This window comes from Hyunsoonleella sp. J2K-J805 (assembly GCF_057167125.1).
Genome location: NZ_CM169901.1, coordinates 3,065,278 through 3,077,841 on the forward strand (window position 1 = coordinate 3,065,278; position 12,564 = coordinate 3,077,841).

The window sequence follows — 12,564 nt, forward strand, 5'->3', positions numbered from 1 at the left end:
TATTTTTGTAAAAAACATGTTATGAAGCTAATAAAAATCATTTTTACATTTCTAATTTTTATAGCTATAATTAGTTGTGGTTCAGAAGATTCAAATGAAGAGAAAGCTGTTGAATTGAGTTTGTCTTCAGTTTCTGAATTTTCTGCAAACCAAGAAACACAATCACTTGCAGTAACTGCTAATTTATACTGGTATACTGAGAATAATAACGATTGGATTACCCTTACTCCCACAAACGGCACAAATAATGGAACTATAAATATTGCTGTGTCGCGCAACCCAACTGAAGCTAAACGTACTGGAGTAATTAGGGTCATAGGCGGAGAGGTATCAAGAGATTTAACCATTACTCAAGCGGGAAAAGAGGCAAATACAGGAGGATTAGATGCAAATAAAGCACCTTCAGAAAATTTTGATTTATCTACTTGGAATTTAAGCATTCCAGAAGATAAAGGGAATGGTACAGCAACTACAATTACCGTTAGCCAGATTAATAATAATTATGAAAACAGTAACTATTTTTATACTGGTGATGATGGCGGTATGGTTTTTAAATGTCCAGTGGATGGCTTTAAAACTTCTGCTAATACAAGTTATGTAAGAGTAGAACTGCGTGAAATGTTACGAGGTACTAATACAAGTATAAGTACGCAAGGTGTAAATAAGAACAACTGGGTTTTTGGTACTGCCCCAGAAGCTGATAAAAATGCAGCTGCGGGTTATGATGGAGAAATGAATGCTACACTTTCAATAAATCATGTGACTACAACAGGTAGTAGTGGTCATATTGGTCGCGTTGTTATAGGTCAGATACACGCCAATAGTGATGAGCCTATTCGTTTGTATTATAGAAAGCTAAAGGACAATGCATTAGGTTCAATTTATTTTGCTCATGAGCCCACTGATGGTAATGGAGATGAACAATGGTACGAAATGATAGGTTCAAGAAGTAATAGTGCATCAAATCCTTCTGATGGAATTGCACTAAATGAAAAATTCACTTATACTATAAAAGTTGTTGGAGATATTTTAACTGTTATCATTATGAGAGAAGGAAAAGATAATGTCGTTAAAACAGTAAATATGGCGAATAGCGGATTTAATGTTGGTGGACAATACATGTATTTTAAAGCGGGTTTATACCATTTGAATAACTCTGGAGATGCTGACGATTATGCTCAAGTTACTTTTTATGCTTTAGATAAATCTCATACTACGAATTGATTTTGATTGAATAAATATTGATTTCAGTTTTATTCTATTTAAACAAGAAATTGATCGACTAAATTTGATAAATAACAAAACCATATATCAAGTAGATGCTTTTACAGATAAAGCATTTAAAGGCAATCCAGCGGGGGTTATGATTTTAGATACCTTACCTTCAGAGGAATGGATGCAAAATATGGCTGCTGAAATGAACTTATCCGAAACGGCTTTTGTTGCACCAAATAATACAGGTTATGATATAAGGTTTTTTACACCTACAGTTGAAATCGCTTTATGTGGACATGCTACTTTGGCTTCGGCTCATATTATGTATCAAGTGGGAATTGTGTCTTCTGAAGATAGTATTCATTTTAATGCCAAAGGCGGTACGCTGGAGATCTCGAAAGAAGATGATTTTATAGTGATGACGTTTCCGCAATACCGCTTATCTAAAGCCGAAACACCAATTAATTTTAAAACCTATTTAGGTTTTGAACCTGTCGCGTTTTATAAAAGTGATGATAATTGGATGGTGGCCGTAGCTGAAAAACAAAGCGATATAGAAGGTTGTAATCCCAACTTTGAGACGCTAGCCTCTAATGGTCTTGGTCGCCTTATGGTAACTTCTGAAGGAAAAGCCCAAGATGTAGATTTTGTTGTGCGTTGTTTTGTTCCACAAGCAGGTATTAATGAAGATCCTGTTACGGGGTCTGCACATTGTGCCCTAACGCCGCTTTGGGCAAATCGATTGGGGAAAACCCAAATGGTGTCCAATCAAATTTCAAAAAGAGGCGGTGTATTGCATTTAGCTTTGAAGGATTACAGTGTGGAAATTAAGGGAAAAGCGGTTACTGTTTTTGAGGCTAAGCTTAAAGCTGAATTATAACTCAAAATGGGCATACATTGCTGTATGCCCATTCAACGTTAATTATTAAACCCCCTTACTTATAATTAATGTTATCTTAATATTATAAAATATAATTTCATTTAAATTTTAGTTCCAAAAGGTAGAGCCAAAATCAGTAACAGTTCCATTAAATGTATATGGAGAAGCCCCTTGTGCTACATTAGAAACATCGTCCCATCTTCCAGCAGTTACAGCTTGATCAACTCTGGCTTGATTTCCAGCGCCCCATTGTATATAATCAATCAATATATCAGGATCTGAGGAACCAAATTGGTTTACTGAAAATATACTTAAACCATCTGCAGTAGGGTTTACATCATAGCTTAGAACAACGCTTTGGTTTGGACTTAAGTTTGTAGATGCTGTAGTCGCGTTAGATACTCGAACATAAGATCCAGGGCCTAAGCATAACCAGTAATCTGCAATATCTAAAGTGGCATTGCCGAGATTGGTTAATGTAACTTCATCGGTACTGGTGTCTACACGTGCAATTCTTATTACTGCACTTTCTGTTGCAGCTTGCGTGCCTGCCCAAAATGTAGAACCAAAGTCTGTAGCGCTTCCAGAGAAGGTGTAAGGCGATGCCATTTCAACAAAATTTGCAGCATTATCCCATCTTCCAGCAGTTACTGCTTGGTCTACTCTCGCTTGGTTAGGTGCCCCCCATTGCACATAATCAATTAATATATCAGGATCTGAGGAGCCAAATTGGTTTACAGAAAATATACTTAAACCATCTGCTGTAGGGTTTACATCGTAACTTAATGTTATACTTTGGTTAGGATCAAGGTTAGTAGAGCCGCTAGCGGCACCAGATACTTGCACATAAGTTCCAGGGCCTAAGCATAACCAGTAATCTGCAATATCAAAAGCGTCACTACCAAGGTTGGTTAAAGTTACTTCATCCGTAGTGGCATCAACACTTGCAATTCTTATTACTGCGTTATTAGTAGCTTGCGTGCCTGCCCAAAATGTAGAACCAAAGTCTGTAGCGCTTCCAGAGAAGGTGTAAGGCGATGCCATTTCAACAAAATTTGCAGCATTATCCCATCTTCCAGCAGTTACTGCTTGGTCTACTCTCGCTTGGTTAGGTGCTCCCCATTGTACATAATCAATTAATATATCAGGATCTGAGGAGCCAAATTGGTTTACAGAAAATATACTTAAACCATCTTCTGTAGGGTTTACATCGTAACTTAATGTTATACTTTGGTTAGGATTAAGGTTAGTAGAGCCGCTAGCGGCATCAGATACTTGCACATAAGTTCCAGGGCCTAAGCATAACCAGTAATCTGCAATATCAAAAGCGTCACTACCAAGGTTTGTTAAAGTTACTTCATCCGTAGTGGCATCAACACTTGCAATTCTTATTACTGCGTTATTAGCAGCTTGCGTGCCTGCCCAAAATGTAGAACCAAAGTCTGTAGCGCTTCCAGAGAAGGTGTAAGGCGATGCCATTTCAACAAAATTTGCAGCATTATCCCATCTTCCAGCAGTTACTGCTTGGTCTACTCTCGCTTGGTTAGGTGCTCCCCATTGCACATAATCAATTAATATATCAGGATCTGAGGAGCCAAATTGGTTTACAGAAAATATACTTAAACCATCTGCTGTAGGGTTTACATCGTAACTTAATGTTATACTTTGGTTAGGATTAAGGTTAGTAGAGCCGCTAGCGGCATCAGATACTTGCACATAAGTTCCAGGGCCTAAGCATAACCAATAGTTACCGATGTTTTGTGTTGCATCGCCTAAATTGGTTAGTGTTATTTCATCTGCATCTGCATCAACTGCTGTAATACGTATAATACTATTTTCAGGCTCTTGGGTGTCTTCTATTATAACTGCATCATCATCACTACCACAACTTGCAATTAAAATCATCAATATTATTGTAAAAATTCCCTTTTTCATTTTATTATATTATTTAAATTAATTTACTCTTCAAATAGACGAATGAAAAGAAAATAACATACAGTTAATATAGGTGAACTGGAAAAATAGATTCTGAAAATGAATAGGGTGTTTTTTGTACTGTGTTCAGAATAGAAAAGGTATTGTTCTTAATGTATTATAGTAGCCATTTTAACCAATGAAATCGTGGTTATAAATCTGTTAAGTTACTCTATAACGACTATTGCTTAAATTAGATTTTACTCTATGACTTATATTTAGATAGAATAAAAGAAGCGTAGTAATAGTTTTTGACTAATTCAATAATACATTCTGTTATTTAGTCACTTAAAATTTAAAAAATTTAAAAGCCTAGTATAAAGCCTTTAAATTAGAGAAGTATATTCAAACTAATTGATTTTAAAGTAAAACGGACATACATATGTATGTCCGTTTAGGTTTAATTAATTTCCCTTTTTCATAATTAATTAAATCTTCAATATTTCAAGTATAATTTAGAAATTATTAGAATAAAAGGAGCAGCCTAAAGAGGTTGGGGAGCTGCTCCTTTCTCATTGGGGCAATTTAATTAGTTAATTACCTCAACACTAACATCCACTAAATTATAGCCACCTCTATCATCTAAGAATTGAGTAACACCTGCAGGTGAGCTTATTACACCTTTACCAAATTGAACATCGTTAAGTTCTTGTACACGTCTTACGTTTGTATTGGCATCATCAGCAACTGCTGCATTACCTCTCATTGGCTGTCCACTACCAAACCCTACTGCTTCGTCTACTTCTGTACCAGAATCGTATAAGTAGTTTTTGTAAGTTTCAAACTCAGATTTTGGACTTCCATCCGCGTTAAACAACTCAATACCGGCTTGGTTATTAGAGATAAACCAATCGTTAGTAGATACTAACATGGTAGCAAAGTTTAGACGTTGTCCTGGAACAGCTTCTATTTCGTAAACAATCGATTCACCTGGTGCTGTTGGGCCTTCGTTTCTAACCGCAGTTACGTTTTGTAAAGAATTTAAGTAAGCAAATGCAATAGCTGGATCTCCATCTTCTGCTAATTCCTCTAAGCCGTTTCCGCTAGATGTTGGCGCACCGTTTGTAAATAAAGGTGTTTGATCGCCATCATGAACGTAAGCTACACCTGGTGATAATACAGACCAAGAAGAAGATAATCTTAAAGGCGCACCAGTGCTGCCAGTTTCAGTAAACCACTCGTAAATTGCTGCTGGAGTACCATCTTCGGCTAAACTTTCAAAACCATTGGCTCTAAGTGGTGCACCATCTTCATATAAAGGATGGTCTTGTGTATGCACTACCAATATACCAGGAGTAACAAACCCAGGGTTATGAAGTGCCTCTCTGTTTGCTTTAGTTATTGTAAGCGTAAAGTATCTGTTTGAAGTATCATAGGATAAAGAAGCAGACATATAGTTCAAAATATTTCTTCCAGTATCTCTTACCAAATTATTGCTATCCGCTGGTCCTGAATTTGGAGCACTTTGGTTTGGAGCAGTATATATAGTATTTGGGAAATCTGTTAAGAATGCCTCGTCTTGCTCGCTTCCTGCGTCGTATACTTTTACAAAGCTAGAGATGTCTCCGGTTTTAGGTGTATCTCCATCCCATAGTTTAATACCTTGAGTTTGTGTTCCAAAAAACCAGTCGTTACTTTGTGCAAACATGTTAGCGAAACTTAAGTAAGTGCCTTTTGTTGCTTTAAAGTTAACTTCAAAAGTTTGACCTGTAGTTGTTAAAGGCGCGTCGCCAATTCTTTTTACAGCTAAATAATTAATGGCATTTTTAATGGTTACTCTAAAGGTTGTTGTTTCTACCTCCGGAGTTTCTTCTAATAGTTCAGATACGTCGTTGTCATCTTCTGAACAAGAAGTAAATCCGATTGTTGCAGCTATTATTGCTGATAAAATTGTTTTTTTCATTTTCAATATGTTTTTAAAATTTTTACAAATTATTTGATGGTGCAAATAGACGAACTAAATGGTGTTTACTAGCAATGAAGTTGGCCGAACGGGAAAAATAGCCTTTAAAAAGGAATAAAAAATGCATTACTGATAAATCACTTTTTTAAAACTGTATTATTTAATATATAACAGAAGCGGTTGATTTAGAATGCCACGTAAAAAGGTGTTAATGAGTTTTAATTTGTTTGTAAGATGAGATGTTAAAATCACCTATAGGTGATGACAAGTTTCTTAATTCGAAAAGTTTTATGATACTTATAAATCATATCGTAATAAGAGGATGTTTTAAGTTTTACAGTGTTTTGTTGTAATACTAATAGTTTATAAAAGCTTCATTACAGTATAAACTAAAATAAATAAGGTAAAAAAAGAAGCTACTTTAACGAGTAGCTTCTTTTTTAAAATCACATTATACAATACGTTTATTATAATTGTATATGATATATAGCATTAAAACCAAAAAAGAAATTACCATCTCTTGTATTGAAGTTTTTAACGGTTTGTGTAATGAAACCATCTTCGTTAAAAATCATATTATTGGTCATTGTAAATTGGAGCAATAAATCACTAACTTCCCAGTTAACACCAAGGGCAAAAGCGCCAAAGGTTTTTACGGATTTTAAAGGGTTTGCCACATAATAATATTCTGAAACTATTGATACATGATTGTTTAATTTATAACGCGGACTAAAACCTATTGCGAAATGATTGTGGGGATCAATACCAAAATTGGAAGATGTTCTATGAACAAACGTGGGCGAAATTTGAAATGAAAAGTTTCTAGAAAACTTTCTAGCAATTAATAGTTGGGTTGTAAATGCTAGTTTATCACCAAAAACGTCTCTATTTTCAATACCTATTATAGAGCGTGTTCTATATGTTCCCACTTGTAATAAGGTAACACCGAAAGGTATTCCTGAATTATCTACTCTTTGCTGTATTAGTCTGTGTTTAAGGTAAGCATCAAAAATGCCATTGGGCGCACCAGCGCCTATACCAATAGTAAAATTATCAGATATGCCATAATCTGCTCCAAAACGCGTACACATTAAATCCGCTACAAAGGCATTGCTTGTTTCTTCTGGAGTATTCCAGTACCTACTCATAAAGGATAATTCTAAAGTATTTTTTTTACGTGTCTCAATAGAATGTCCTATGGAAATACGTGTGCCTTTAAATGTAGACATTACATATTGTATAGTATCCAAAGGTTCTTTTTCTAGCTTATCTAAAAGACTCTGACTAAATGAGCATAATGGTATCGATGTTAAAACTAAGAGTCCTAAGAGTTTATTTTTCATAGTTAGCATATTTGAAATGAAAGGATACTTCTATTGTTTTTGAAATGTTTGGAGATAAGAGTGCTGGTACTCTAATATCGTAATCATCTATTAATACTTCTAAATCTCCTTCGATAATAAAACCGTTATCTATTTTAGATATATTGGTTTTAAATGTTATTGATTTTTCAATATTTCGTAGCTTAAATGTGCCTTTTGCAATTTTAGTTTGTGTATCACTTTCAGGGTCGTAATTCTCAATTATTCCTTCAAAAGTAGCTTCCGGGTACAAATCAGATTCAATATAACTTTCATTAAAATGTTCGTGCATTAACGTTTTTTCGAAAACAAAGGCACGCATTAATATTCTAACTGCTATGTCCCCATTCTTAGTATTAAATATGCTTAGAGCTTTTGTGTTTTTCGCTTTTATATTCTCAACTGAAGTATAAGAGAAAAATGTAATGTCACCCTCGCGTTCTATAAACTCATTGTTCTGAGAAAAACCCTTAATACAACAAATAAGGTATACTATAATTGTTATTCTATTCATGAATAAAACTTTTAAATAATGATGCAATTTAATAATACTATGTCTAACAATTTACCTTTTAAAATGCCCTTTATAATTAATTCATCTCCAATATTTAAATTTGGTATTTTATGGTTTTGGTCGGCTTGTAGTTCGCATATAACGTAGCACTTGCCAGCTTCATAACTTAAATAAAGTGAGTACACATTATTTTTATAATGTACTTTTTTTAAGACACCATGTATTTCTAAAGCCTTTTCAATAAAATTATCATAACCTTTACTGTCATATTCGTGTATAAGGTTTTGAGAACTAAACTGTTTAAAAGTTTTTAATTTATGCGTATCAGTATGAGATTGCTTTGTAACAAGGTACAAGGCTCCGATTAATAAAAAAATAAGGCTGTATGTAATAATGATTACAGCGTTATTTTTGACGTATTTTTTCATTGTGATTTACCTATATTTTTCTTTTTTTAAATAAAGGTAGAGAATAAATTTAGAAAGACGTATAGATAATAGAGGTGATATTTATAAAGCTGAAATATGAACTTTAAAACGGAATTTTTCAATACTGAATTTCAGTACGTTTCATACTTTAAGCTTAAATTTGAATTGGAGTTAATGAAGTTTTAAACTTATGAAAAATTATAGAATATACTTGACCACTACCGTCGTTTTTGGAATTATATATGTTGTAATGACTTATATGGCAATGGCTTTTATTTCAAAAGAAAGTTTAACGCTTTTGTTGGATAATGAAATAAAATCTGGTAAACAACGTGCTAAACAGATATCAGAATTAAGTGGTAGTGCCTTAGCTCAAAATGTAGACAAGGAAGTGGTGGTAAGTGGTATTCAAAAAAGTATAGAAAGCGTTGATGATGTCAATTTATTTTTTTCTGTAATCGACTGGTCTGGAAAAATAATAAGTTATCCAGATATTACTAAAGTTGGCACTACTGATGATGCTACAAATGCGATGGTGGCCAATATTAAAAAGGATATTTCTGGAGAAGATTTGTATGTTTATATATCCAATTACAAAGAAGGAGGGAATCAAGACGAGTCTGCAGTAGTGCGTTTAGATGCTATACCCAACTCAGATTTGATTGTTATAACGCACATTAATTTAAAAAATGTGATTACTGAGTTTGATACCTTTAAAAGTAGATTTACACTAATATTCATAATCTTTGGTTTAACGATATTGCTTATACTATTCGGAATAATTAGATACGTAACGCATTATTATTATAACGCTTTAGAGCAAAAAACAACGCGTTTGGAAGATGGCATGCATAACCTCTCTAAATTAAATACAGCCCTAGAAAATTATCAAAAAAACATAGCTATTGAAAAAGAGAACGAAGCAATTTTAAAGGAAAAAGCCTTAGATGAAGATGATGAAAATGAGCCTATAGGTGCTTTACCAAAAAAGCGTCTATTAACTTATGTAAGAAATGAATTGATGCCTATTGCCATTGAAAATATATCTTATGTTTATTTAGAAAATACAATTACTTATATTATAAGAAAAGATGGTAAACGTTTTACTGCAAATGATAGTTTAGATCAAATTTACTCTTCTTTAGATGATAAGCTGTTCTTTAGAGCAAATAGGCAAATTATAGTGTCTATTTATGCTATTGATAAAATTATAAAATTTGGAAATAATTCACTTAAAATTGAAACAAAACCAGCTTCTGAAATAGATATTGTTATAGGCAAGAATAAATCTGCTGCTTTTAAATTATGGTTAAATTTATAATGAAATATTGTATCAGGGTAATTACCTTTCAATAATCTCGACTCTTAAGAGCAAAAAAAGATTATGAATAGGAAATATCTAATACTTGTATGTTTTATTTTAATTGGTCTGTTTAATTTTACCCTAACCGCACAAACCAAATTTAAGGTAGAAAGTTTAAATTTCGAGGGCCTAAAAAAAACCAAAGCAAGTTTCTTAACACGAATTGCCAAAGTAAAAGCAGGTCAAGAAACCGATAGTACCATTGTAATAACAGATATAGAGCGTATAAAACGTTTAGATGGTATTGCTTATGCCGATTATAAAATAGAGTCAAAAGGAGATAATACTTATGTGATAACTTACACCATTGAGGAAAATTTCAGTATTATTCCAGGAGTTAGGGTTGGGCAAGCTGCAGATGATAGCTTTTCTTATCGATTTTCTGCATTTGAATTTAACGGTTTAGGTCGCAACATCATTTTTGGAGGTTTTTTTAAGCGCGAAGTGTTTAATGCTTTCGGTGTTTTTTTAGAGCACCCTTATTTATTCACCAATAAGTTAGGTTTAGGGATTAATTACATGGATGATAGTACACAGCAACCCATATTTTTTGATGCCAACGATTTAGAGAATCCTACCGATTATGTGTTTACTAACAAAGGTTTTGAAACCACCCTGTTTTACGAGCATAATTTCAATAATAGGTTTGAGCTTGGATTAAGAACTTCAAACGAAGCTTACGTATTAATAAATAATGAAGAAAACGAAGGTTTAAATGCAGCGCAGCCTAATATAAAACGAACTGCTTTTAGAGGTAGTTATGAGTATGTAGATATAGATATTGAATACCAAAACTTCTCTGGGTTTCGAAACTTAGTAGATATCACCTTATTTGATAAAAGCAATAATTTTCTACAAACCAAGTATACCATCAATAATACTACACAATATTTTAAACGCTTAGGCGAACATGGTAATTGGGCGTCGCAATTACAACTACAAATAGGTAATAGTATAAGCAATAGTGCTTTTGCACCTTTAGTTATTGATAATCAGCTTAACACAAGAGGTGCAGGCAATATTATTGATAGGGGTGCGTCAATAATTGCATTAAATACAGAATATAGGCATACCTTATTAGAAAAAGGTTGGTTTGTATTACAAGGCAATAGTTTTGTAGATGTAAGCGGGGTACAACGTCCTGATGAAACTCTCTCAGGTGTTTTTTCTACAGATACCACACGTATACAAACAGGCTTGGGTGTGCGTTTTATTCATAAATATATATTTAATGCAGTATTACGTTTTGATTATGGTATTAATGTAACAGGAAATGGCGGGAATGGTTTTGTGTTTGGCATAGGACAGTATTTTTAAATATAGGTTTAGTGCAAATGCTAAATTATCTATATTAGCATAATGCTTTCTAAAAAAACAAAATACGGACTAAAAGCTTTAACATTTATTGCACGAAGTGGCGATGATGTGCCAGTACAAGTGAGTGCCATTGCTAAAAGCGAACAAATACCGCAGAAGTTTCTAGAAAGTATTTTGTTAACCTTAAGAAAATCAGGTGTTTTAGGTTCCAAAAAAGGAAAACATGGCGGCTACTATTTACGAAACGAACCTACCGAAATAAAAATGACGGATGTCATGCGGGTTTTAGAAGGACCAATTGCTATGGTACCCTGTGTAAGTTTAAATTATTACGAAAAGTGCGATGATTGTCCTGATGAACTTAAATGTAGTGTTCATAAACTCATGATTGAAGTAAGGGATAGTACACTTAAAGTGTTTAGAAATACAACATTAGCAGATCTCTCAGGTCTTTAACTATTAAAAGATTCATAATTTACACGGAAACCCTGTAAGTTTTCTTCATTTTATCGTCCAAATAGACAATTATTCTAAAAAATTAAGATCAAGCTTTGTAGAGCCAAAAAAAATATTACTTTTGTAATCCCTACTAAATTGATAGGATTAATATAAAATAATAACAAATGATTGCGCAAATGCTAGTTAAGAGTAAACAAAAAACCACTTACAAGGAGGATAGTGTTGGAGAAAAACCAATACGAAGTGTCGCTAAGGCTTTAAGTTGGAGAGTAGTGGGTACTTTAGATACTCTTGTGGTTTCTTATGTGTTAACTGGTGAAATTTCAGTTGCAGCATCCATTGCATCGGTAGATTTTTTAACAAAATTAGTATTGTACTTTTTCCATGAGCGTATTTGGAACGCTATAAAATGGGGGAAATAAACAAAAAGATATGTTTACAGAAAATCAAATAGAAGTATTAAATAAAAGTTTTGAAAAAGCATCACCATCTGAAATTATTCAGAAGGCTTTTAAACTTAATAACAACGCGGTAGTAACAACCAACTTTAGACCTTATGAAGCTGCAATCCTTCATGCGGTAAGTAAAGAGAAGTCAGATATCCCTGTGGTTTGGTGTGATACGGGTTATAATACACCACAAACTTATAAGCATGCAGAACAAGTTATTAAAGATTTAAGTTTAAACGTGCATTTGTATGTGCCTAAGCAAACATCAGCACATAGAGATGTGGTTATGGGGATTCCATCGGTAGATGATCCAAAGCATGCAGAGTTTACAGAGCAAGTTAAGTTAGAGCCTTTTAAAAGAGCTATGGATGAGCATAAACCAAATGTATGGTTTACCAACTTGCGTCAAGGGCAAACCGCATTTAGAAATAGCATTGGTATTTTTAGTTTAAGTAAAGATGGCGTTTTAAAGGTAAGTCCGTTTTATTATTGGACAGATAAGGATTTAGATAAATACTTAGAAGATAATAATTTATCAAACGAATTTAAATATTTCGATCCAACTAAAGCATTAGAAAATAGAGAGTGTGGTTTACACGCATAGTTAGTAAACAGTTTGTAGTAGCAGTAAGCAGTACTGAAAAATAAAAATAGATAAGACATTAAATAAAATAATAAATCTTTTACTCTGCCCGAGTAAT

12 protein-coding genes are annotated in these 12,564 nt (G+C 33.5%); 7 read left to right on the plus strand and 5 right to left on the minus strand.

Translation table 11 applies throughout. From position 1 onward, the window contains the following. Positions 1 to 21 precede the first annotated feature (21 nt). Positions 22 to 1,224 (plus strand): polysaccharide lyase family 7 protein, encoded by a 1,203-nt coding sequence (locus AC1B0Z_RS13505; RefSeq protein WP_483792564.1) that lies wholly within the window; start codon positions 22 to 24, stop codon positions 1,222 to 1,224. A gap of 64 nt (positions 1,225 to 1,288) precedes the next feature. Continuing rightward, positions 1,289 to 2,095: a PhzF family phenazine biosynthesis protein gene (locus tag AC1B0Z_RS13510; protein WP_483792565.1), complete on the plus strand. Its 807-nt coding sequence runs from the start codon at positions 1,289 to 1,291 to the stop codon at positions 2,093 to 2,095. Between the two features lie 108 nt (positions 2,096 to 2,203). On the opposite strand, the gene AC1B0Z_RS13515 is transcribed toward AC1B0Z_RS13510, so the two are convergent. The 5 genes from AC1B0Z_RS13515 to AC1B0Z_RS13535 form a co-directional block, all read right to left on the minus strand. Beyond that, positions 2,204 to 4,030 (minus strand): hypothetical protein, encoded by a 1,827-nt coding sequence (locus AC1B0Z_RS13515; protein ID WP_483792566.1) that lies wholly within the window; start codon positions 4,028 to 4,030, stop codon positions 2,204 to 2,206. A 568-nt stretch (positions 4,031 to 4,598) separates the two neighbouring features. Beyond that, a complete protein-coding gene (locus AC1B0Z_RS13520) occupies positions 4,599 to 5,972 on the minus strand; it encodes a spondin domain-containing protein (protein ID WP_483792567.1) in 1,374 nt (457 codons plus the stop codon). A 467-nt stretch (positions 5,973 to 6,439) separates the two neighbouring features. Then, the gene (locus AC1B0Z_RS13525; protein WP_483792568.1) at positions 6,440 to 7,315 is read right to left on the minus strand and encodes a DUF5777 family beta-barrel protein; all 876 of its coding nucleotides are present in this window, start codon (positions 7,313 to 7,315) and stop codon (positions 6,440 to 6,442) included. Continuing rightward, entirely contained in the window at positions 7,305 to 7,847 is a 543-nt protein-coding gene (locus tag AC1B0Z_RS13530; RefSeq protein ID WP_483792569.1) for a YceI family protein, read from the minus strand. The genes AC1B0Z_RS13525 and AC1B0Z_RS13530 overlap by 11 nt, the downstream gene beginning before the upstream one ends. Before the next feature lie 11 nt (positions 7,848 to 7,858). Beyond that, the gene (locus AC1B0Z_RS13535; RefSeq protein ID WP_483792570.1) at positions 7,859 to 8,275 is read right to left on the minus strand and encodes an OB-fold protein; all 417 of its coding nucleotides are present in this window, start codon (positions 8,273 to 8,275) and stop codon (positions 7,859 to 7,861) included. Positions 8,276 to 8,465: 190 nt separating this feature from the next. Between AC1B0Z_RS13535 and AC1B0Z_RS13540 the strand changes: the two genes are divergently transcribed. The 5 genes from AC1B0Z_RS13540 (at position 8,466) to AC1B0Z_RS13560 (ending at position 12,467) form a co-directional block, all read left to right on the plus strand. Beyond that, positions 8,466 to 9,596, plus strand: a complete 1,131-nt coding sequence (locus AC1B0Z_RS13540; RefSeq protein ID WP_483792571.1) for a LytR/AlgR family response regulator transcription factor — start codon at positions 8,466 to 8,468, stop codon at positions 9,594 to 9,596. A 63-nt stretch (positions 9,597 to 9,659) separates the two neighbouring features. Beyond that, entirely contained in the window at positions 9,660 to 10,955 is a 1,296-nt protein-coding gene (locus tag AC1B0Z_RS13545; protein ID WP_483792572.1) for a POTRA domain-containing protein, read from the plus strand. 42 nt (positions 10,956 to 10,997) lie between these two features. After that, entirely contained in the window at positions 10,998 to 11,411 is a 414-nt protein-coding gene (locus AC1B0Z_RS13550; RefSeq protein ID WP_483792573.1) for an RrF2 family transcriptional regulator, read from the plus strand. A 179-nt stretch (positions 11,412 to 11,590) separates the two neighbouring features. Next, positions 11,591 to 11,836, plus strand: a complete 246-nt coding sequence (locus AC1B0Z_RS13555) for a DUF2061 domain-containing protein (protein ID WP_483792574.1) — start codon at positions 11,591 to 11,593, stop codon at positions 11,834 to 11,836. 10 nt (positions 11,837 to 11,846) lie between these two features. Next, positions 11,847 to 12,467: a phosphoadenosine phosphosulfate reductase domain-containing protein gene (locus AC1B0Z_RS13560; RefSeq protein WP_483792575.1), complete on the plus strand. Its 621-nt coding sequence runs from the start codon at positions 11,847 to 11,849 to the stop codon at positions 12,465 to 12,467. Positions 12,468 to 12,564 lie beyond the last annotated feature (97 nt).